This window comes from Agathobaculum sp., from assembly GCF_050946325.1.
Classification (GTDB): Bacteria; Bacillota; Clostridia; order Oscillospirales; family Butyricicoccaceae; genus Agathobaculum.
This window is the reverse complement of record NZ_JBMNUP010000006.1, coordinates 1-21221: the sequence shown is the minus strand read 5'-3', so window position 1 is coordinate 21221 and position 21221 is coordinate 1. Positions and strand designations below refer to the sequence as shown.

The 21221-nt window shown below is 57.9% G+C and carries 20 protein-coding genes; 15 read left to right on the top strand and 5 right to left on the bottom strand.

All coding sequences use genetic code 11. From position 1 onward, the window contains the following. Positions 1–22: 22 nt before the first annotated feature. The gene (locus ACOYIE_RS01455; protein WP_433410147.1) at positions 23–853 is read right to left on the bottom strand and encodes a MerR family DNA-binding transcriptional regulator; all 831 of its coding nucleotides are present in this window, start codon (positions 851–853) and stop codon (positions 23–25) included. Between the two features lie 130 nt (positions 854–983). Between ACOYIE_RS01455 and ACOYIE_RS01450 the strand changes: the two genes are divergently transcribed. The 4 genes from ACOYIE_RS01450 (at position 984) to ACOYIE_RS01435 (ending at position 5437) form a co-directional block, all read left to right on the top strand. After that, the gene (locus ACOYIE_RS01450; RefSeq protein WP_433410145.1) at positions 984–1991 is read left to right on the top strand and encodes a choloylglycine hydrolase family protein; all 1008 of its coding nucleotides are present in this window, start codon (positions 984–986) and stop codon (positions 1989–1991) included. 11 nt (positions 1992–2002) lie between these two features. Beyond that, the gene (locus ACOYIE_RS01445) at positions 2003–3340 is read left to right on the top strand and encodes an MATE family efflux transporter (protein WP_433410143.1); all 1338 of its coding nucleotides are present in this window, start codon (positions 2003–2005) and stop codon (positions 3338–3340) included. 139 nt (positions 3341–3479) lie between these two features. Next, the gene (locus ACOYIE_RS01440; RefSeq protein ID WP_433410142.1) at positions 3480–4652 is read left to right on the top strand and encodes an NAD(P)-dependent malic enzyme; all 1173 of its coding nucleotides are present in this window, start codon (positions 3480–3482) and stop codon (positions 4650–4652) included. 17 nt (positions 4653–4669) lie between these two features. After that, positions 4670–5437 (top strand): EcsC family protein, encoded by a 768-nt coding sequence (locus tag ACOYIE_RS01435; RefSeq protein WP_433410140.1) that lies wholly within the window; start codon positions 4670–4672, stop codon positions 5435–5437. Positions 5438–5517: 80 nt separating this feature from the next. Here the strand turns inward: ACOYIE_RS01435 and ACOYIE_RS01430 are convergent, their stop codons facing one another. From ACOYIE_RS01430 to ACOYIE_RS01415, 4 genes are all read right to left on the bottom strand, one after another. Continuing rightward, positions 5518–6492, bottom strand: a complete 975-nt coding sequence (locus ACOYIE_RS01430) for a zf-HC2 domain-containing protein (RefSeq protein WP_433410138.1) — start codon at positions 6490–6492, stop codon at positions 5518–5520. Further along, complete coding sequence (locus tag ACOYIE_RS01425; RefSeq protein WP_433410137.1) at positions 6489–6986, bottom strand: RNA polymerase sigma factor; 498 nt, start codon at positions 6984–6986, stop codon at positions 6489–6491. The genes ACOYIE_RS01430 and ACOYIE_RS01425 overlap by 4 nt, the downstream gene beginning before the upstream one ends. A 180-nt stretch (positions 6987–7166) precedes the next feature. Continuing rightward, positions 7167–8576, bottom strand: a complete 1410-nt coding sequence (locus ACOYIE_RS01420; RefSeq protein WP_433410135.1) for an FtsX-like permease family protein — start codon at positions 8574–8576, stop codon at positions 7167–7169. After that, entirely contained in the window at positions 8569–9336 is a 768-nt protein-coding gene (locus tag ACOYIE_RS01415) for an ABC transporter ATP-binding protein (protein ID WP_433410133.1), read from the bottom strand. The genes ACOYIE_RS01420 and ACOYIE_RS01415 overlap by 8 nt, the downstream gene beginning before the upstream one ends. A gap of 261 nt (positions 9337–9597) precedes the next feature. Between ACOYIE_RS01415 and pyrH the strand changes: the two genes are divergently transcribed. The 11 genes from pyrH to ACOYIE_RS01360 form a co-directional block, all read left to right on the top strand. Continuing rightward, positions 9598–10323 carry a UMP kinase gene (gene pyrH, locus ACOYIE_RS01410; protein WP_433410132.1) on the top strand — a complete coding sequence of 242 codons (726 nt, stop codon included), beginning with the start codon at positions 9598–9600 and terminating at the stop codon, positions 10321–10323. Beyond that, complete coding sequence (frr, locus tag ACOYIE_RS01405) at positions 10320–10874, top strand: ribosome recycling factor (protein ID WP_433410130.1); 555 nt, start codon at positions 10320–10322, stop codon at positions 10872–10874. Before pyrH ends, frr begins: the two co-directional genes overlap by 4 nt. A 272-nt stretch (positions 10875–11146) precedes the next feature. Next, on the top strand, positions 11147–11896 hold the full coding sequence (locus ACOYIE_RS01400; RefSeq protein WP_433410129.1) for an isoprenyl transferase: 750 nt from the start codon (positions 11147–11149) through the stop codon (positions 11894–11896). Between the two features lie 24 nt (positions 11897–11920). After that, positions 11921–12763, top strand: a complete 843-nt coding sequence (locus tag ACOYIE_RS01395; protein WP_433410128.1) for a phosphatidate cytidylyltransferase — start codon at positions 11921–11923, stop codon at positions 12761–12763. A gap of 67 nt (positions 12764–12830) precedes the next feature. Then, positions 12831–13964, top strand: a complete 1134-nt coding sequence (locus ACOYIE_RS01390) for a 1-deoxy-D-xylulose-5-phosphate reductoisomerase (protein WP_433410126.1) — start codon at positions 12831–12833, stop codon at positions 13962–13964. Positions 13965–13997: 33 nt separating this feature from the next. Further along, a complete protein-coding gene (rseP, locus tag ACOYIE_RS01385; RefSeq protein WP_433410124.1) occupies positions 13998–15035 on the top strand; it encodes an RIP metalloprotease RseP in 1038 nt (345 codons plus the stop codon). Positions 15036–15039: 4 nt separating this feature from the next. Further along, the gene (gene ispG / locus ACOYIE_RS01380; RefSeq protein ID WP_433410122.1) at positions 15040–16086 is read left to right on the top strand and encodes a flavodoxin-dependent (E)-4-hydroxy-3-methylbut-2-enyl-diphosphate synthase; all 1047 of its coding nucleotides are present in this window, start codon (positions 15040–15042) and stop codon (positions 16084–16086) included. A 12-nt stretch (positions 16087–16098) separates the two neighbouring features. After that, positions 16099–17013 (top strand): hypothetical protein, encoded by a 915-nt coding sequence (locus tag ACOYIE_RS01375; RefSeq protein WP_433410120.1) that lies wholly within the window; start codon positions 16099–16101, stop codon positions 17011–17013. After that, complete coding sequence (locus tag ACOYIE_RS01370) at positions 17010–20471, top strand: PolC-type DNA polymerase III (protein ID WP_433410118.1); 3462 nt, start codon at positions 17010–17012, stop codon at positions 20469–20471. Before ACOYIE_RS01375 ends, ACOYIE_RS01370 begins: the two co-directional genes overlap by 4 nt. Positions 20472–20498: 27 nt before the next feature. Next, on the top strand, positions 20499–20843 hold the full coding sequence (locus tag ACOYIE_RS01365; protein WP_433410116.1) for a DUF6054 family protein: 345 nt from the start codon (positions 20499–20501) through the stop codon (positions 20841–20843). A gap of 5 nt (positions 20844–20848) precedes the next feature. Next, positions 20849–21221, top strand: a 373-nt coding sequence (locus ACOYIE_RS01360) for a DUF1835 domain-containing protein (protein ID WP_433410114.1), incomplete at its 3' end; no start/stop codon positions are given.

Genomic DNA, 21221 nt, shown 5'->3' with positions numbered 1-21221 from the left:
CCAGTGAAGCGTCCTCTTTTTTTTATGCCAGTTGGACAGAGAGCATGGACATGGAGTTTTTTTCCGCACCGTTCAGAATAAAACCTGCAAGATCGCAGGCATAAAGGCTGCCGGCGGTGCGCAGTCCCTGCTGCTGAATATGACGGGCCAGCAGCGCGTATCCGGCAGAAATATCCCATCGTCCGCGGCAGCAAAGATACAGGTAGGTTCCGGCGGGCTTTTCCATATAATAAGGGCAGTCCGCTTTCTCACGGATGCGGGTGTAAAGGTGGCTGATTTCCGCCGCTTCGCTCCTGCTGCTCGGCACATGGATGGCGCCCAATTGATAGTCAGACTGGAGTCCGTATTGCCGGCACAATTGTGTGCATTGCTCCAGCACGGTAATGAGCATTGCATCCTCGTCTGCATCGGGCGAAATTTGCCGTTCCAGCTCCCCAGCAGGCAGAGCCAGCAGATGCTCGGCCTCAAAGTGTGCAACGGTGGGGGTAAGATCGGACGACGCGCCCAACTCCCAGCTGCGAATGGTGCTGGACAGCACAAACTCCATCTGCTCCAGACGGTGCCGTTCCTGCTCCAGGGAATGTTTCTGCGCGCGCAGCTGCGCCAGCGTAGACCCGGCATCCTGGCTGAGCAGACAGCGGCGGATCTCTTCAAGCGGTGTGCCGGTGAGACGGAAAATGGAAATGGCATAGTAATCATAGAATTGCTGCACGTCATAGTAAAAATAGCCGTTATTGCCCTGATATGCAGGAGAGAGCAGGCCGATATCCTTGTAATGGCGAAGCGTTTCCTTGGTGGTGCCGCAAAAAGCGGCAAACGCGCCGGTCGTCATCCATCCTTTTTGCTTTTGCATAAAATATTCTCCCGAAAACAAAAATATGCTTGACTGTGTGGTAACCACATAGTTTATCATACTACCTGAGAGGAATTTTTACAATACGGAAAGGCCAAAATAACAATAACTTGATAGGGAGGATGCGAATATGACGTTTGGATGCAGCAGCTTCAGTTGGCAGACAAAGGACGGCCGGCACCTGTTGGGACGGACCTACGACCAGTTTGGTGATTTGAAAGCAAACCGTGTGATCAGCGTGCCGCGGGGAGCGGCCTGTGCGCCCTGTCTTCATCCGGAAGCACAGGCCCCAGCGGGCAGATACGGATACACCGGTATGGCGGTGCTGGGATATGGAGAGCCGATTCTGGTGGATGGTGTGAATGAAGCGGGGCTGATGGGCGCGCTGCTGCACTATCCCGGGTATGCCGCTTATGAAAATGCGCCGACCGAAGGGCGGACGGCGGTCTATCCGGGCCGCCTGCTGGCGTGGCTGCTGGGGCAGTGCGCGGGATTGGAAGAAGCTGTGGAGCAGCTGCAGGCCATTACCCTGATAGACGATCAGCCATTGGGCAGTCCGCTGCCCGCCCATTATATTTTGAGCGATAAAAGCGGCGAAGCGCTGATTATCGAGCCGGACGAAGGCGGACTTCGCCTGCACCGGAACACGGTAGGCGTGCTGACCAACAGCCCGGATTATCTCTGGCACCGGACCAATTTGCGCAATTATGTGGGCGTTACCAATCTGCCGAAAGCGGCGCAGGTGGTTGGCGGTTATGAGATTCGGGAATTTGGCGAGCGCCTTGGCGGCGGTTTCGGCCTGCCGGGCGATTATTCGTCGCCTTCGCGGTTTATACGCACGGCGTTTGTCAAAACGTTTGCGGTGGAAGGCGCGGATGAACTGGACGGCGTAACGCGCATGTTCCGTGCTTTTGCGCCCGTGGACATTCCGGAGGGGCTTGCCAGGGCCGACCCCGACTATGAAGCATATGAACAGACCCTGTGTACTGCGGTGATGTGTGCGGAGAGCGGCGTTTACTATTTCGCGCCTGCGCAGAACCGCCGGATCTCTGCTGTTCGCCTTCCCAGTGCGGAGCAGGGCACGGATATCCGGTATTTTGCGCTGGGCGAAGCACAGGACGTGGATTACAGAAATTGAGGAGTGAAAAAATGCGTACCAAACTGGATTCGTATCATCAGCCGGTGACAGGCAGAAATGTGCTGGGGTTTGCCTTTCCAACCATTGTGATGACCGTGTTCAACACGTTTTATACGATGGTGGACGGACTGTTTGTTTCCAATATGATCGGCACGGACGCGCTGTCCGCGATCAATCTGACCGCTCCTGCCATCGGGCTGATTACAGCGGTATCCGGCATGCTGGCCACGGGCGGCAGCGCCGTGGTGATGCGCAAAATGGGTGAGGGAAGAGAGCAGGAAGCCCGTCAGGATTTTACGCTGCTGATTTTAGCCAACGTGGCGGTGGGGGCCGTGATGATGGCGCTGGGATACGCGCTGATGGACCCGCTGCTGCGGGCCATGGGTCTGTCTGAAAATGTGTTCGCTTACTGCCATGCCTATCTCAGCGATTATCTGATTTTTACCATTCCGATTCTGCTGATGTACAATTTTTCCCTGTATCTGATTGCGGCAGACCGTTCCAAACTGTCGCTGATCTGTACGGTGGCGGGCGGCGTGACCAATATTGTGCTGGATTATGTGTTCATCGGCCTGTTTGATATGGGGATTCGCGGTGCAGCTATTGCCACCGGACTGGGATATTCAATCACTGCCGTGGTAGGCTGCCTGGTATTCCGCCGCAAGCAGGAACTGCTGCACTTTAAAAAGCCTGTGCTGCGCGGCCGTGTGCTTTTCCAGGCTTCGACCAACGGCGTATCGGAGCTGGCGACCTCGCTGGTGTCCGGCATCACAACGCTGCTGTTCAATCTTGCCATGCTGCGGTACATAGGAGAGGACGGCGTTGCGGCCATCACCATCATCATGTATGTGCTGATGTTCGTCAGCGCGCTGTTTATCGGGTATTCTTACGGCGTTGCACCGATGATCAGCTATTATCATGGGGAGCAAAACCATGAAAAACTGAAAAAACTGATTGCGTTCAGCGTGAAGTTCATTGTGGGAACGTCGGCATTGTGTGCCCTGCTTTCCGTTCTGGCAACTACGCCGCTGGTTGGAATTTTTGCGCGGCAGGGAACCCCTGTTTATGAGCTGGCTGTAACGGGCAACCGGCTGTGTTCGATAGCGCTGCTGTTTGTCGGTCTGAACGCCTTTTCCAGCAGCATGTTTACCGCGCTGTCCAATGGCGTGGTATCCGCTGTGCTGGCGTTTTCCCGCTCTTTCCTGTTTACGGTGGCCTGCATCCAGCTGCTGCCGGTGCTGATGGGCGGCGTGATCGGCGTGTGGCTGGCGACGCCGGCGGCAGAACTGCTGGGTACGATTATGGCGGTGACACTGCTGCTGCGCTATCGGAAAAAGTACGGCTACTGATAAACGCAGACGGCGCGTCCGGCTGTGCGTGAAACACCCATCGGAAACGAGCGTTTTGTGCGCTTTTGCTCTTTGCAAGCAGACGGTTTTGCAGTATACTTTAACATAGAAATATGTCTGTTCTGATGGAGGAGCGAATATGGATTTAAAGGAACGCGCACTCAAAGCGCATGAGGAATGGGCGGGTAAGATCGAGGTTGTCGCGCGCTGCCCGGTAAGCAGCAAAGAGGAGCTTTCGGTTGCCTATACGCCCGGCGTTGCCGAGCCGTGCCTGAAGATTAAAGAAGACCCGTCCCTGAGCTATACCTATACCCGCCGGCACAATCTGGTGGCGGTCATTACGGACGGCACGGCCGTGCTCGGTTTGGGCGATATCGGTCCGGAGGCCGGTATGCCCGTTATGGAGGGCAAGTGCGCGCTGTTTAAGGCGTTTGCCGATGTGGACGCTTTCCCTCTGTGCGTCAGAAGCAAAGATGTGGACGAAATTGTGCGCACCATTGAGCTGATTTCCGGCTCGTTCGGCGGCATCAACCTGGAGGATATTGCCGCGCCCCGCTGTTTTGAGATTGAGCGCCGCCTGAAAGAAGTGTGCGATATTCCGGTATTCCACGACGATCAGCACGGCACGGCGGTTTGCTGTGGTGCGGCGCTGCTCAACGCCTGCCGCCTGACGGGGCGCAAGGTGGATGAAATCAAAATGGTTGTAAACGGCTGCGGCGCGGCGGCGATTGCAGTTACCCGTTTTCTGATGTTCCTGGGCGTTAAAGATATTACGATGGTAGAGCGTTTCGGCATTGTGTGCGAGGGGGATGAACGCCTCAATCCCGCTCAGCAGGAAATGGCGCGGCTGACCAACCGCAGCCATATGACCGGCACGCTGGCTGACGCGGTTCGGGGAGCGGACGTGTTCTTCGGCATGAGCGCCCCGCAGGTGCTGACTGCCGAAATGGTCGCCACCATGGCCGAGCATCCGATGGTATTCGCCATGGCCAATCCTGTGCCGGAAATCTGGCCGGAGGACGCTAAGAAGGGCGGCGCGGCAGTGGTCGGCACCGGCCGCTCGGATTATCCGAACCAGATCAACAATGTATTGGCGTTCCCCGGCATTTTCCGCGGTGCGCTTGATGTGCGCGCGCGGGATATCAATGAAGAGATGAAGCTTGCCGCCGCCCGCGCCATTGCGGACTGCGTATCGGACAAGGAACTGAATCCGGAGTACATCATGCCCATGGCGTTTGACGAAAAGGTGATTCACGCGGTTGCGGCCGCGGTTGCGCAGGCGGCGCGCGATTCCGGCGTGGCGCGCATCTGAAAGGACGCTGAGTTCCCATGGAAAAGGCGGAGCGCAGACGTTTGGAGCGGCTGAAGCGTCAGGACAGACGTGCAGCAGAGCGGTATGAAAAGGCGAAACCGCCGGCGTTTGCGTCGGTGCAGCAGAAAATACCGGACGGCCTGCGCGAAAAACTGGAGACGGCGTTCTGCAAAGGCTTTCGGCTGGTGTTTGAAAAAGGCGAAGGCGTGATCGGCAGAACGTACGATGCGGACCAGCTGCGGGCGGAATACGAGCGGTGCAGTGCGGCCGTAGACGCGAAGGCAACGGGCGCGTCGCTGCGGCGTCTTCGCCGCGGCGCACGTTCAGCGGTGCGCGGCGGCACGGGGATTGCGCTGGCGGAAGGCGCTGCGCTGGGTGCGTTTGGTGTCGGCCTGCCGGATATTCCGCTGTTTCTTGGCGGGCTGCTGCGCGGGCTGTATCGAATTGCGCTGAGCTATGGATTTGATTGCAGCAGCGACAGGGAACGCTGCTATCTGCTGCTGCTGATTGCCGTTTCGCTCAGCAAAGGGGAGGCGCGCGAACGGTTTGCCGCCGCAGCAGATGCGGCGGCATGCGGTGCGGCAGGGCTTTCGCTGGACGAATGCATGGACGCTGCGGCCGGCTGCCTTGCAGAGCAGCTCCTGACGGCGAAATTCATACAGGGCCTGCCGATTGTCGGCGTGGCCGGCGGCTTGCAGAATGTGCCGGTTTACCGGCGCATCACGGCCTGCGCCGCGCGCGCCTATGAGCGGCGCTGGCTGCTGGATCGGGATAAAAAGATGTGAAAAAGCACGGACAGAAAACTGTCCGTGCTTTTTTGTATTGCTCAAGCACAGGAGAAATTGTTTGCAATTTTGTGAAAGTTTTAATCGCGGCGCAGGAAATAGCGGATGAACGCAAGACCCAGCAGAGCGGCAATGCCGATGTATACATAAACAAGGAAGGTCTCTGCCGTTCCCTTTCCGCTGCCCCAGGACTCCGAGAGCGGCGCGCGGTATGCTCCGGTGATCTCCTCTCCGTCCTTGTCAAATAATTTCACCTGGTTTATATGCAGACCGATCAGTTCTTTTTCCACAAATCCAAGTTCCTGCTCCAGCTCTTTTTGATTCATGATGTGCAGGAAGTTTTCTCCGGAAAGCGAAAAGGATTTTACCGCATAATAGGGTTCGGTGCCGTCATAATCAAGACCGATGAATTCGACCTCGGCATGATGGATATCACGGCAGTTGTAGCCTGCAAGATAATACAGCGGTTCGTCTATTCCTCTTGGGGTCAGGCTGTCGCCGTATATGCCGCCGTTATAATCGGACGGCGATTCATCCGCTTCCAAAATGCGGTATTTTCCGTTGATGCCGCGGACAAGATGCACAATGCCGTGGATATTTTCCTCATGCTCTGCGAAATAGAAGATAAAGAGGTGGTTGTCCCGCGTTTCCCACGCGGCCGCCTGCAAAGGGGTTCCGGGCTGCACGCCGTGCGGGAAGGAGGAATCCTCCGGCAGCGGAATATAGTCTTCCACAGCGGCCAGACGCCCCGCTTCCGTGTTGGGATAATGAAACTCCTGGTCATACAGCCACCACATGCACCAGAGCGCCACAACGGCCGACAGAATCGCGGCAAGCAGTCGGGTCCGTTTGATGCGCTTGAGAAAGTGCAGTTCGCGTTTGGGGGATTTTTGGACAGGAACAGTGTGCCGCATATCCTGTTCGATCTGGCGGCAATCGGCACAGCCGTCCAGGTGTTCTTGCACCATGGATGCGGTTTCCGCTTCTGTTAAACCTTCGATGTAAGAGGGCAGCAAATCTCTCACTACGCAGCACTTTAACTTTTCTTCAGTCATATCTGTTCACCTCCCATAATTCTTGCCAGCGCTTCTTTCCCGCGATAAAACCGTACGCGGGCCCATACTTCGCTCCGTCCGAGAATATCTCCGATATCCCGAAAGGAAAAGTCTCCAGCCAGACGCAGATGAATGACCTCGCGCGTGTCGGCGTCCAGCTGCTGTATGGCGCGGTACAGGGTGATTCGGCGCTCCCGTTCTGCATAGCTTTGCTCCGGATCATCGGGCGCGGCGATGTTTGCAAGCGTCGCTTCGTCGATGGGAACGCTGCGCTTTCTCCGTTCCAGCTCCTTAAACCACAGCCTTTTGGCGATGGCACACAGCCAGACCTGAAGAGAGGATTCGCCGCGGTAGGTATCCATGCTTTTCAGCGCCTGATAAAAGGTTTCCTGCGTCAGTTCCTCCGCAGTATCCGCTTCTCCGGTCAGTGAAAACAAAAAACGATAGATGTTTTGCGCATGCCGCTCATAAATATCCTCCGTTTTGCTGCGCATGGCGTTCACCTCCCTTGCTTTTCCTTTCACCCATTAGTTCTTTTCGGGCCTGCGTCGTTACAGGTTTTGGGAAATAATCTGAAAAATTTTGCTTATTAAAAAATTATAACACAGCAAGATAAGGGAAGACCATCTGTTTTCTCTGCTTCGCGGCAGTCTGGCGCGGGAAATGGGATGTTTTTATATCAGCATCTTCAAATAGGTGCGGCTGGCCGCGCGGTAGCAGACAGCGTACACCGCGCAAAAGCACAGCATGGCCGCGCCGATACCGCCGAAGATGATCACAGGGTCGTCAATGGCCAGAATGTTGAGCAGGGTGGCAAGGATAGGCGAGGCAGCCGCAATATGCAGCAGCGCTGCGCCGAGCGGGAGCAGAAACACCACGCGGAGCTGCCGCCTGGCCGTGCGGACGGTCAGCTCGTCCGAAAGGCCGACCGCGCGCAGAATACGGAAACGCGGTGCGTCATCCAGGCCTTCGGCGAACTGCTTATAGTACAGCACCAGCGCGGTGCAGGCCAGAAAGACCAGCACAAAAAAGAGACCGAGAAAAGCGAGCGCTGTAAATTCCATTACTACTTCCTGGGAGGTCAGATCAGCAGTGTTCAGACCAATCTGGCCTTCGGTCAGCGCCTGGCCAAGCCGTGCAATCGCGTCGCCCTGGCCGAGCAGCACGCACACCGAACAGCAAAGCGTGAACAGTGTGGCCGAGGCAAACAGGCAGATGTTGGTCAGACCGGCGGCGTTTTTGCGCATCCGGTGCTGCAGGCCGGAAATGATGACAAAACGCGAAGGATCTGCATAAAACCGCCGCCCGCGGCGCATCCGCTCCAATACATATACGCTGCCGGAAGCAAACAGAAAATAGGTGCCGAGAATGACGAGCAGCAGCGCAAGCGCAAAGCTGTTCAGCGTGAACGTTTGCAGCGAAGTCGTCAGCGCCAGCCGGTAGGCCCACCCGAGGCAGACAAGCCCAGCCAGCGCGGCAGGCAGACGGGCGCGCATCGTCTTTTCGCCCTGTTTTTGTTCGCGCAGCAGGGAGGCGGGCGAGGTGCGCGCCGCGCGCCAGACATTCATGGCAAGCAGCAGGGCAAAGCAGCAGGAAAACAGCTTGACAGTTGCAAGCGCGGGAAACGGGGAAACGTGCCAGACGCCGCCCGACGCGCCGAGTACGGCCAGCAGGCTGCGGAATACGAGCGGGCAGAGCAGCATGCCCGCGCCGATGCCGCAGATCAGGCAGACAAGCAGGCCGGCGAGGCATTCCAGCAGGAGCACAGCGGCCACATGCCGCTTTTGCAGGCCGAGAATGGCGTAAAGCGCCAGTTCTCGGCTGCGGCCTTTCAGCAGAAAGCTGTTCACATAAACCAGAAAGGGTACGATGACAACGGGCAGCAAATAGTAGCCGACGCCCATCAGCATACAGATATTGCCGCCGTTCGGAATGGAAGCGGCAAAATCTGCGCTGGCAGAAAAGGCTGCGATAATATAATACACCAGCGCAATAATACCGGCAGACAGCCAGAACGGCAGATACAGCCGCCGGTTGGCATGCAGGCCGCGCGCCGCAAGACGAAAGAGCAGAGCGTTACGCAAGATGTGCGCCTCCTTTCTGACGGAGCAGCGTTTGCCGGGCGGCCAGCGCAGGATAAAAGGTAGTGCGGGACTGCGCGCCGCGGCAGATTTCATCTTCAATCAGACCGTCGCGTAAAAACAGTACGCGGGAGGCGTGGCTGGCCGCGTCCAGGCTGTGCGTAACCATGACGATGGTCTGGCCGTCGCGGCTGCAATCGTCAAGCATGCCGAGCAGTTCGGCGGCGGAGCCGGAATCAAGCGCGCCGGTCGGTTCGTCTGCAAGCAGCAGCGCAGGTTCGGTGATGAGCGCGCGGGCGGCGGCGGCGCGCTGCCGTTCGCCGCCGGAGACTTCGTATGGGAATTTTTCCAGCAGAGGTGTGATGCCCAGGCGGCCGGACAGCGGCAGCAGGCGGCTTTCCATTTCCGCGCGGCTTTTTCCGGCCAGCACCAGCGGAAATACGATGTTTTCCCGCAGCGACAGCGTATCCAGCAAATTGCAGTCCTGAAAAACAAAACCCAGCCGGTCGCGGCGAAAGGCGGACAGGGTGCGGTTTGGAAGGGCGGAAAGGTCTTCTCCATCCAGCAGGATATGGCCGCCGGTTGGTTTTTCCAGCGCGGCAAGCAGCGTCAGCAGCGTGGTTTTGCCGCTGCCGCTTTCCCCCATAATGGCGACAAATTCCCCTTCTGCAACACAAAGGCTGACGCCGCGCAGCGCGGACACTTTGCGCCCGCCGAAGCGGGTCGTATAGTCCTTGGTCAGATTTTCCACAGTAAGTAACACAGAGAGTTCCTCCTTGCATGAATGTATTAAAAGAATGATACAATAATACAACAGAAGGATGGGGATGTCAAGCGCAGAAAACAGAAAAATTTTTGGACATACCGCACAGACGGCACCTTGCCGACTGGAATACGCCGTATCAGAAAAGCTGCGTTGCCGAAGGAATGAATAAACTTTAAATTTCAGCCCGAAACCCTTTGCAAAACAGGGCGGTATAGGGTAGAATAGAAAAAGAAAATGAAATGATGAGGAGCGTGGAGCATGGAAGCACATAGATATAAGCGCGTGCTGATTAAAATCAGCGGCGAGGCTCTTGCGGGCGATAAGCACTTTGGTTTGAATTTTGATGTAATTGGCCCCGTTTGCGATGTGATAAAGCGATGCAACGAGGAGGGCTGTGAGATTGGCGTTGTCGTCGGCGGCGGCAACTTCTGGCGCGGCGTCAAGGACGGCGGCGGCAAGATGGAGCGCACCCGTGCCGATCATATGGGCATGCTGGCCACTACGATCAACGCGCTGGCGCTGGCGGACGCACTGGAGCAGCGCGGCGTGCCGGTGCGTGTGCAGACGGCGATTGAAATGAACCGTATTGCCGAACCGTATATCCGGCAGCGTGCCACCCGCCATCTGGAAAAGGGCCGCGTTGTCATTTTTGGCTGCGGCACGGGCAACCCTTTCTTCTCGACCGATACGGCGGCGGTGCTGCGCGCGGCCGAGATTGGAGCGGAGGTTATCCTGCTGGCGAAAAACGTGGACGGCGTGTATGATTCTGACCCCGCCAAGAATCCGGATGCAAAGAAATATGACCATCTGTCTTATATGGATGTGCTCAGCCAGGGGCTGGGCGTAATGGATACGACGGCGACCTCGCTTTCCATGGATAACCACATCCCGATTTTGGTATTCGCACTTTCCGACCCTGAAAATATTTATCGTGCGGTCAATGGAGAACAGATCGGCACGCTTGTAGAGGAGGACAAAAAATGAAGGCTCAGCTCAATACCTATGAGGAAAAAATGAAGAAAACGCTCGACGTGCTTGCACAGGACCTGGCCGCTATTCGCGCGGGCCGCGCCAACGCCGCTGTGCTGAACAAGATCACCGTTGAGTATTACGGTACGCCGACGCCCATCAATCAGGTTGCGGCGGTATCAACGCCTGAACCGCGTACTCTGTCGATTCAGCCATGGGACGCTTCTGTGCTCAAGGCCATTGAAAAGGCGATTCAGACCTCTGACCTGGGCATCAATCCGCAGAACGACGGCAAACAGATTCGTCTGAATTTCCCGCCGCTGACCGAAGAGCGCCGCAAGGAACTGATTAAGGGCGTATCGAAAACGGGCGAGGAATCCAAGGTGGCGCTGCGCAACATCCGCCGCGATGCGATTGACAAGTTCAAGGCAGCGCAGAAGAAGAGCGAGATGACCGAGGACGAACTGCATGAGGGCGAAGAAAACATACAGAAGCTGACCGACAAGTACGTCAAGGAAATTGACGGCATGGTTGCAAAGAAGTCGAAGGAACTGGCGGAAGTATAAAAAACTTCGTTTGAAACCACGGTTTCAAACGAGAGAGGCTGTTCCGGCCGGAGTCCGGACACAGCCGGGGCCGGATTGCAGTTCCGACGTGCGAAACCGCAATCCGGCAGGCGAAAAAAAGTCAGGCGCATGTCCTGACTTTTTATGAAAATTGTCTTGCAGTCAATTTTTTATTGCATGCGCGCAAAGCGCGAACGCCAAAGCATGGCTTTGTCAGAAAAAAGAGGATCGGGGGCGGCGGGTTCGCCGCCCCTTTGCATGGGGGAAGCAGCGTGGGTCTGTTTACAAGGAGAAAGAAGAATATACCGGCGGCAGACCGGCCGGTGCCGCGGCATATTGCGGTCATCATGGACGGCAACGGCCGCTGGGCGAAAAAACGCGGTTTGCCGCGGCAGGCAGGGCATAAGGTGGGGGCGGAGACCTTCCGTACCATTGCGACCTACTGCAAGGATATCGGCGTACAGTATTTTACCGTGTACGCGTTTTCCACAGAAAACTGGAAGCGTCCGCAGGAGGAAGTGGACGCGCTGATGAATCTGTTCCGCAGCTATCTGAAAGAAGCGGCAGAGACGATGTTTGAGCGCGGCGTGGCTGTGCGGGTGCTTGGCGATCTGTCGCCGCTGCCGGCGGATATCCGCGCGCAGATCTGTGAGGTGGACGAGATTGCCGACCGGCTCGGACCGGAGGCGGCGACCGCCAGCCTGTGCATCAATTACGGCGGGCGGGATGAGATCAGGAATGCCGTCCGTGCGATTGCGGAAGAGGTCAAAAACGGCGCGCTTGCGCCGGAGCAAATCACAGAGGAGACGATCAGTGCGCACCTGTACACGGCGCACATGCCCGACCCTGACCTGATTATCCGTCCCTCGGGTGAGATTCGGACCTCTAACTTTCTGCTGTGGCAGTCGGCCTATGCGGAGTATTATTTTACCGATATTTTGTGGCCGGATTTCAAGACGACGGACATGGATGCGGCGATTGACGCATTTAATAAGAGAAACCGCCGGTTCGGCGGCGTATAACCAGACGATTTGGGGTGCAAGGATATGAAAACAAGGGTGCTGTTTGGCGTGGTGGGCTTTGTATTTGTGCTGCTCGCGCTGTATGTGTTTCCGCCGCTTGTGCTGGAGCTTGCGCTGGCTGCGCTGTGCATGCTGGCAACGTTGGAGCTCCTGTACGCAACCAGACTGGTGCGCAACCGGCTGCTGCTCATTCTGTGCGCAGCGGTGTCGCTTGGGCTGGCGGTCGGGCATTTTTCCATATTGCCGCTGGCCAGCACCAGCGTGATGCAGGTGCTGGCGTTTGCGCTGCTGATTGCCTCCTTTGCAATTGAGCTGCGGTTCCATGACAGCATGGATGTTTCGCAGGTTGCCTGGGGCTTTTTCGGCGGACTGATTGTGCCTTATCTGATGCTCAGCCTGGTGCGTATTTTCCAGATGGACTTTATGCCCATCCGCGATACCGAACTGCATATCGGCCAGTTCCTTGTGCTGCTGCCGCTGCTGGCGGCGTGGGGCGCGGATACCTGCGCGCTGTTTGCCGGCATGCTGTTCGGCAAACACAAGCTGGCGCCTGTGGTCAGCCCGAAAAAGACGGTCGAAGGCGCGGTTGGCGGCGTGGCCGGCGGTGCGGTGCTTGTACTGCTGGCGGCAGTGCTGATGAATATTTTTCTGGATTTGGAGATGCCGCTCTGGTCGGCGGCGCTGCTTGGCGGCGCGGGCGCGATGATTGGCGAGATTGGCGACCTGTCGTTTTCCATCATCAAGCGGCAGACCGGCATCAAGGATTACGGACATATTTTCCCCGGCCACGGCGGCGTGCTCGACCGGTTTGACAGTGTACTGTTTGTCGCGCCGTTTGCCGAGATTCTGTTCCGAATTGTCTGGTAAGTATCCGGGGGATCCAATCCCGCTATACACACCGGCGGTTGGGGAAGAAGATACAAGAGGTATCGATATGAAAAAAATTGCAATTTTAGGATCGACCGGGTCAATCGGTACGCAGACTGTCGATATTTTACCCTCGATCGATGCGGAAGTCGTCGCATTGACGACGAATAAACGCATAGACTTATTGGAAGAACAGGCGCGTGCGCTGCATCCGAAAATGGTGTGCGCCTTTGATGAGCAGGCCGCGCGGACGCTGAAAACCAAGCTCGCGGATACCGATATCCGTGTGCTGGCAGGGAGGGACGGTCTGACCGCCTGCGCCGCGGAAAGCGGCGCGGATATCGTGGTGACCGCCGTGGTCGGCATGGTCGGCCTGCTGCCGACCCTTGCCGCGATCGATGCCGGCAAGGATATCGCGCTGGCAAACAAAGAAACGCTGGTCTGCGCGGGTGAGCTGGTCATGCGCGCGGCGCGCGAAAAAGGCGTGAAAATTTTGCCGGTGGATTCCGAGCATTCGGCGATTTTCCAGTGTGCGCAGGGCGCGCAGGGCAACCGGCTGAGCAAGATTCTGCTCACCGCTTCGGGCGGGCCGTTTTTCGGCAAAACCGAGGCGGAAATGCGGGATGTGACGCGCGAGCAGGCGTTGGCGCACCCAAACTGGAGTATGGGCGCCAAAATCACGATCGACTCGGCAACCATGATGAACAAGGGGCTGGAGCTGATTGAAGCGATGTGGCTGTATGATATGGAGCCGGAGGATATCGAGATCGTCATCCATCGGGAAAGCATCCTGCACTCCGCAGTGGAGTTTGCGGACGGTGCGGTGATCGCGCAGCTCGGTCTGCCGGATATGCGCCTGCCTATCCAGTATGCGCTGACCTGGCCGGCACGGGTGCCCTGCAAGGTGCCGCGCATGCACCTGTCCGAACTGGCGAAGCTGACGTTTTTTGCTCCCGATGAGCAGGCGTTTCCCGCCCTGCGCCTTGCCCGCCATGCGGCAAAGAGAAAAGGCGACCGCGGCGCGGTGCTCAACGGCGCGAACGAAGCGGCGGTCGGGTTGTTTCTGGACGGCCGGATTGGTTTTACCGAGATTGCCGAGCGGGTGGCGCAGGCGCTGGATGAGATCCCGTATCACGCGTCCGTGTCGCTGGAGGATGTGCTGGCGGCAGACCGCGCCGCGCGCGAAATTGTGCGGGCATAAACACATGTTGGATTGTTGGAGAGGAGAGGCGCTTTGCTGCAAATCATTTTAGCCGTTTTAGCCTTTGGTATGCTGGTAATCGTGCATGAATTCGGACATTTCATCACCGCCAAGCGCGGCGGGGTACAGGTCAACGAATTCTGGATCGGCATGGGGCCGACGCTGCTGAAAAAGGAATATCACGGCACGCTGTATTGCCTGAAGCTACTGCCCTTCGGCGGGGCCTGCGTGATGGAGGGCGAGGACGGCGAGAGCGAAAATGAGCATGCGTTCGGCAAAGCAAGCCTGCCGCGCCGCATGCTGATTGTTGCAGCGGGCGCGCTGATGAACTTTGCAGTCGGTTTTCTGATTGTTCTGGCAGTCATGCAGCCGAACGGTCCGGAAGGCGGCTATATTATTTCCACGCTGGAAAGCGTGGACCCTGCCAGCACCGCAGCGGGGGAAGGCGGCTTGCAGGCAGGGGATGAAATTCTCAAGGTGGACGGATACCGCATTTTGCAGCGGGAAGATTTTAACACTGCGCTGATGCGGGGAAATGATACTGTCTATGAGGTTGTGGTGCGGCGCAATGGCGAACGGGTCACGCTGCCTGCCGTGCGCATGGAAGCCACGGTGCCAGGAGAAGACGGACGCCGGCTGATTGGACTTACCTTTGCCGAACAGCAGGGCGGCTTTGGCATGCGGCTGAATATGTCGGTGCGCGCTTCGGTCAATTATGCGCGTTTGGTTTGGACCAGTTTGGGGCAGCTGTTCAGCGGCCAGGTCGGCGTCGATCAGCTTTCCGGACCGGTTGGCGTGGCGGGCGTGATGGCCAACACTGCGAAATACAGTATGGTGTATTTCTTCCGGCTGGTTGCGTTTATTTCCATCAATCTTGGCGTGATGAACCTGCTGCCGCTGCCTGCGCTGGACGGCGGACGGCTGGTGTTTCTGCTGATCGAAGCGGTGCGGCGCAAGCCGGTGCCGCCCAAGTATGAGGGATATGTGCACGCGGCAGGTCTGATGCTGCTGCTGGCGCTGATGGTATATGTGACGGGACAGGATATTTTCCGTATGATGACAAGGGGATAGCGATATGAAACAGACCAAAAGAATCATGGTGCGCGATGTGCCGGTCGGCGGCGGCGCGCCGGTGGCGATTCAGTCCATGACCAATACGGATACGCGGGACGCGGCGGCGACACTGGCGCAGATTCGTGCGCTGGCGGAGGCCGGCTGTGAGATCGTGCGCTGCGCCGTGCCGGATGAACAGGCGGCGCAGGCCCTGCGGGAGATCTGCGCGCATTCCCCGCTGCCGGTGGTGGCAGATATCCACTTTGATTACCGGCTCGCACTGGCATCCATCGAGGCGGGCGTGGATAAGATTCGGCTGAACCCCGGCAATATTGGTGGGGAGGATCGGGTGCAGGCGGTGGTGCAGGCGGCGAAGGCGCGGCGCATCCCCATCCGGATCGGGGTCAACTCGGGTTCGGTGGAAAAATCCATCCTTGCGCAGTACGGCGGGCCGACACCGGAGGCATTGGTCGCTTCTGCGCTGTATCACGCATCGCTGCTCGAGAAATTTGACTATACCGATATCTGTCTGTCGATGAAGTCCTCTTCCGTGCCGTATACCATGCAGGCGTATCTGCTGGCAAACGAAAAGACCGGCTATCCGCTGCATCTCGGCGTGACCGAGGCGGGCACGGAGTACATGGGCACGGTCAAATCGGCTGCGGGGATCGGCGGCCTGCTGGCGCTGGGCGTGGGGGACACCATCCGCGTGTCGCTGACCGATGATCCGGTGAAGGAGATCTATGCCGCCAAGGCGATTCTCAAGGCCGTCGGACGGGCGGAGGATGGAATCAACGTCGTCTCCTGCCCGACCTGCGGGCGTACCCGGATCGACCTGATCGCCATTGCCAAGGAAGTGGAGCAGCGCTGTCTGAACATCCGCGGCAAAAAACTCAAGGTGGCCGTGATGGGCTGCGCGGTCAACGGACCCGGAGAGGCGCGCGAGGCCGATCTCGGCATTGCGGGCGGCGAGGGCGAAGGCCTTGTGTTCCGCAAGGGCGAGATACTCAAAAAAGTGCCGCAGGAGCAGCTGGTAGATGCGCTGATGGAAGAGATCGAGCGTTTTTAAGGAGCGAATACTTTGGCTGGAAAGCTTATTGATATATGTGGAAACTGCAAATGCGTATCAGAAGAACAGCACCTTGCCGCGGGCGAGGTGCGTTCTCTCGCATTTGGGGATAATAACACCGTAATGGTGGTTGAGCTGGCGCTGGAAGAGGTGGTCAGCCGCAGGGCGATTGCCAAAGCGGAAAAGCAGATCGCCAAGCAGTACGGGCTGGAACGGGTGTGCATTGAGCCGCGCTATGCCATGCCGGACGGACTGACCGGCGCCTATATCCGCTCGCTGTATGACGATATGGCGTACCGGATGCCGTCGGCACGCGGCCTGCTCAATTGCAGCAACTGGGAATATGCGGACGGCGCTTTACAGATTCCGATGGATGAAGTGAGCGAAAAGCACTTTGCCAATGCGCTGCGTCATCTGGAAGCGCGGATCCGGCGCGAGACCGAGCTGCGCTGTCCGGTACATGCGGTGCGGGCAGCGGCGGAGGAGGCTGCGCCGCCCATCGATGAAACAGCGCGTGAAGAAATTTTGCAGCAGGCAGTGGCGGAGGCGGCCGCCGCAGCGCCGGCGGAACCCAAGCCCAAAAAGCCGCGTCCCGCGCCGCGGCAGGAGCACAGCGGCTACCAGCGGCCGCGCGCGGAAAAGGTGCGCGAGGACGATCTGATCTTCGGCAAGCTGATGCAGGACCCCATCGTTTCGGTCAACGAGGCGATTGCCGCGTATGATATGGTTACGGTGCAGGGCGAAGTGTTTTTTACCGAGAATAAGGATATTCACAGCAAAAAGACCGGCAAGGACTATGTGAAGATCGCGTTTGACATGACCGACCGCACGAATTCGGTGCGGGTATCCAAGTTCCCGCAGATAAGGCGGGTGATACCGCATCGCACATCAAAAACGGCCTGTACTGCACGGTGCAGGGGCGCATGACGTACGATTCCTATGCAAAGGAAATGGTGCTTGAGCCGACCGGTATCGTCAAGGCGAAAAAGCCTGTCCGGCAGGACAAAACCGAGGGCATGAAGCGGGTGGAGCTGCATCTGCATACCAATATGAGCGCGATGGACGGCATGACATCGACCGCGGCCCTGCTCTGCCGCGCCGCGCAGTGGGGTCACCGCGCCATGGCCATCACCGATCACGGTGTGGCGCAGGCGTTCCCGGAAGCGCTGCACGCGCAGGAGGGTAAGCAGAAGAGCATCATCGGGGATATGAAGATCATCTACGGCATTGAAGCGTACTATGTCAACGATGCGGACAGCCTTTCGGTGGTGCGCGGGCCGTCGGACGAGCCGCTTAGCGGCACGTTCATCGTGTTCGATCTGGAAACCACAGGTCTCAACCCCGCAAGTGAGGAAATCACCGAAATCGCTGCCTGCCGCGTGACCGGCGGCGTGATTCAGGACTCCTTCCAAACATATGTCAATCCGCACAAGCCGATCCCCGAGGAGATCACCAAGCTGACCGGCATTTCGGATGAAACGGTTGCGGATGCGCCGGAGCTATCCGAGGCAGTACCGCAGTTCCTTGCGTGGGCGGGCGAGGGACAGTATCCGCTTGTGGCGCACAATGCAGGCTTCGATATGGGATTTTTGCGCACGGCATGCAAGCGGCTCGGGATCGAGCGGGTGTTCACCGCGATCGATACGCTGGAAATGTCCCGCCTGATGCTGCCGCACCTGCATAAGTTCAAGCTGAATGTTCTGGCGAAGGAGCTGGCGGTCGGCCCGTTTGAGCATCACCGTGCCAGTGAGGATGCTGCGGTGCTGGGACGCATTTTCGTAAAGCTTCTGGCGCGGCTGCGGGAGGAAATGCACGCGGTGACTACGGCGGATATCAATCCCGTGCTGGCCGCCACGACCGACCGGAAAAACAAGCTGAAAAACCTGCCGCGCTATCATTTTATCATTCTGGTGAAAAATCAGACTGGTCTGCGCAACCTGTACCAGCTGATCTCCAAGAGCTTTCTGGAGTATTACAACAAGCGGCCGATCATGCCGCGCTCGGAGCTGATCCGCCACCGCGAGGGGCTGATTTTCGGCTCGGCGTGCGAGGCGGGCGAGGTGTTCCGCGCGCTGACGGCAAACGCTGAGTGGGACGAGCTGAAGCGTCTGGCTTCGTTTTATGATTATCTGGAAATCCAGCCGACGGGCAATAACCAGTTTATGATTGCCAAGGGCATGGCGCGGGACGAGGAGCAGCTGCGCGACTGGAACCGCGCGATCCTGCGTCTGGCGGATGAGCTTGGCAAGCCCTGCTGCGCGACCGGCGACGTACATTTCCTGGAACCCGAGGATGAGGCGTTCCGCCGCATCCTGATGGCAGGGCAGGGCTTTGGCGATGCGGATAATCAGGCGCCGCTGTACTTCAAATCGACCGATGAAATGCTGCGGGAATTTTCCTATTTGGGCGAGGACCGCGCGTATGAAGTTGTGGTTAAGAACACCAATCAGATCGCAGACCTGTGCGAGCAGATCCGTCCCGTGCCGCGGGAGAACTATCCGCCGCATATTGACGGCTGCGAGGATGATCTGCGCAATATGTGTTATGAAAAGGCGAAGCGGATCTATGGTGACCCGCTGCCCGAAATGGTGCAGGCGCGGCTCGACCGCGAGCTGAACTCCATCATCGGCAACGGCTACGCGGTGATGTACATTATTGCGCAGAAGCTGGTGACCAAGAGCCTGCAGGACGGCTATCTGGTCGGTTCGCGTGGTTCGGTTGGTTCGTCGCTGGCGGCGTTTATGTCGGATATCACCGAGGTGAATTCGCTGGCGCCGCACTACCTGTGTCCGGATGATAAATACATTGAGTGGCATGAAGAATACTCCTGCGGCGTGGATCTGCCGGACAAAACCTGTCCGAACTGCGGCAAACCGCTGACCAAGCAGGGGTTCAATATTCCGTTTGAGACATTTCTCGGCTTTGAGGGCGATAAGGTGCCCGATATCGACCTGAATTTTGCAGGCGAATATCAGTCCCGCATCCATTATTATACCGGTGAGATATTCGGGCACGATCATGTGTTCCGCGCGGGTACGATCGGCACGGTGGCGGAAAAAACCGCTTACGGCTATGTGAAAAAATACATGGATGAGCGCGGCATCGAATGCTCGCGCGCGGAGGAAAACCGGCTGGCGGCGGGCTGCACCGGCGTGCGGCGCACCTCGGGACAGCATCCGGGCGGCGTGGTAGTTGTGCCCAAGGAGATCGAGATTTACGATGTCTGTCCGGTGCAGCACCCGGCGGACGATCCGGATTCGGATATCATCACCACCCATTTCGAGTACCACTCGATCGATGCGAACCTTTTGAAGCTCGACGAGCTGGGGCACGATGACCCGACCATGATCAAGCACCTCGAAAACCTGACCGGCGTCAACGCGCAGGAGATTCCGCTGGACGATCCGGATACCATGAGCCTGTTCCACTCCTGCAAGGCGCTGCAATACACGGGTGAAAATCCGGATACAGATGCCATCCTCGGCGACTTGGGCTGTCTGGCGGTGCCGGAGTTCGGCACCAAGTTTGTACGCGGCATGGTGAAAGAAACCCATCCCTCCACGTTTGCCGAGCTGGTGTCGATCTCCGGCCTGTCCCACGGCACGGACGTATGGCTGGGCAACGCGGCCGAGCTGGTGCGCAAGGGGATTCCGCTGTCTGGCTGCATCTGCTGCCGCGACGATATTATGAACTACCTGATTTTGCAGGGGGTCAAGCCCAAGCTGGCCTTCAAAACGATGGAGTCCGTTCGTAAGGGCAAGGGACTGACCGAGGAAATGGAGTCCGCGATGAACGAGCAGAATGTACCGGAATGGTATATCGACTCCTGCAAAAAGATCAAGTATATGTTTCCCAAGGCGCACGCGGTTGCCTATGTTATGATGGCGTTCCGCATCGCGTGGTTCAAGGTACACCGCCCGCTTGCGTTCTATTCGGCGTATTTTTCGGTGCGCGCCAAGGGATTTGACGCTTCCTGCATGATAAAGGGCGACAAGGTCTGTATTGAAAAAATCAAGGAGTTACAGATGAAGGACCGCGAAAAGACCATCACGGCGGCTGAAAAGGAAATGATGACCACGCTGGAGGTCTGCCACGAGTTTTACCGCCGCGGTTTTGTTTTCGAGCCGATGGATGTGTATACATCGGATGCGGCCAATTTTATCGTAACCGAAAACGGCCTCATCCCGCCGTTTACCTCGATGCCCGGCATCGGCGAGCAGGCGGCGCAGAATATTGTGGAGGAGCGCAAAAATGGCAGGTTCCTGTCCGCTGAAGAGATGGCGGTGCGCTGCCCCAAGGCATCCAAATCAGTCATCGAGCTGCTCGACCAGATCGGCGCGCTCGGCACCATGCCCAAAACAACACAGATCAGTCTGTTTGGATAAAGCGAAGGCGAAAGGACGGGACAAACCATGGCGAAATACGAAAGACAGCTGACCGGCGACTTTGACGTTGTGCTCGACCGCCTGTTTGACGCGGTGATGAACGGCAGCATGTCCGCCTCTTACGAAGACGGGAGCGACTGGGACGCCAACGGCGTGCGCTGCGCGGTGCGCGTGTTCGAACGGTTCAGCTGGATGGGCGGCAACCGCGTGAGCATGAACCTGACCCTTGCAGGCCATGGAAACAGCCTGTTCCTGTCGGCGATTACCTCGGGCGGCAGTCAGGCCGTGTTCTGGAAGGTCAACACCATGGGGGAGGAGAGCTTTCTCGAAACCATCATGCCGGTGGCAGAGGAATACGCCGCAGGGAGGTGAACGCGATGTACTGGATCTGTTTTGGAGACAGCGCCGAAGGTGCGCTGCGTTATGTGCGGCGGGACCTCGATGACGCGGCGCACATTCTGGCCATCGGGGACGATTATTCGCAGGGGGATATCACAGATGTGACCGATCGGGATGCACGGTATCCTGTCCTTGCGCCGTGGCGCGGCGATCCGGAGCTGGACGGCGATTGGCTGGAGGAGCAGATCGGCCGCCACTTTGCCGCGCTCGCTCAGCTTGGCAAGGTGGACGAGGCGGTCATCTGGTATGCGAAAAGCAATGTACATGAGCAGTGCGGCCTGCGGTATGTGGCCGGCCGGCTGCATGAAAGGCATATCCCATTGTGGGTAGTCGAGGTGGACCGTATTTCGG

What these genes read in the sequence shown, in the direction of transcription:
- ACOYIE_RS01455 (WP_433410147.1), bottom strand. Translation starts at nt 853, where the DNA reads ATGCAAAAGCAAAAAGGATGGATGACGACCGGCGCGTTTGCCGCTTTT.
- ACOYIE_RS01450 (WP_433410145.1), top strand. Translation starts at nt 984, where the DNA reads ATGACGTTTGGATGCAGCAGCTTCAGTTGGCAGACAAAGGACGGCCGG.
- ACOYIE_RS01445 (WP_433410143.1), top strand. Translation starts at nt 2,003, where the DNA reads ATGCGTACCAAACTGGATTCGTATCATCAGCCGGTGACAGGCAGAAAT.
- ACOYIE_RS01440 (WP_433410142.1), top strand. Translation starts at nt 3,480, where the DNA reads ATGGATTTAAAGGAACGCGCACTCAAAGCGCATGAGGAATGGGCGGGT.
- ACOYIE_RS01435 (WP_433410140.1), top strand. Translation starts at nt 4,670, where the DNA reads ATGGAAAAGGCGGAGCGCAGACGTTTGGAGCGGCTGAAGCGTCAGGAC.
- ACOYIE_RS01430 (WP_433410138.1), bottom strand. Translation starts at nt 6,492, where the DNA reads ATGACTGAAGAAAAGTTAAAGTGCTGCGTAGTGAGAGATTTGCTGCCC.
- ACOYIE_RS01425 (WP_433410137.1), bottom strand. Translation starts at nt 6,986, where the DNA reads ATGCGCAGCAAAACGGAGGATATTTATGAGCGGCATGCGCAAAACATC.
- pyrH (WP_433410132.1), top strand. Translation starts at nt 9,598, where the DNA reads ATGGAAGCACATAGATATAAGCGCGTGCTGATTAAAATCAGCGGCGAG.
- frr (WP_433410130.1), top strand. Translation starts at nt 10,320, where the DNA reads ATGAAGGCTCAGCTCAATACCTATGAGGAAAAAATGAAGAAAACGCTC.
- ACOYIE_RS01395 (WP_433410128.1), top strand. Translation starts at nt 11,921, where the DNA reads ATGAAAACAAGGGTGCTGTTTGGCGTGGTGGGCTTTGTATTTGTGCTG.
- ACOYIE_RS01390 (WP_433410126.1), top strand. Translation starts at nt 12,831, where the DNA reads ATGAAAAAAATTGCAATTTTAGGATCGACCGGGTCAATCGGTACGCAG.
- ispG (WP_433410122.1), top strand. Translation starts at nt 15,040, where the DNA reads ATGAAACAGACCAAAAGAATCATGGTGCGCGATGTGCCGGTCGGCGGC.
- ACOYIE_RS01370 (WP_433410118.1), top strand. Translation starts at nt 17,010, where the DNA reads ATGACGTACGATTCCTATGCAAAGGAAATGGTGCTTGAGCCGACCGGT.
- ACOYIE_RS01365 (WP_433410116.1), top strand. Translation starts at nt 20,499, where the DNA reads ATGGCGAAATACGAAAGACAGCTGACCGGCGACTTTGACGTTGTGCTC.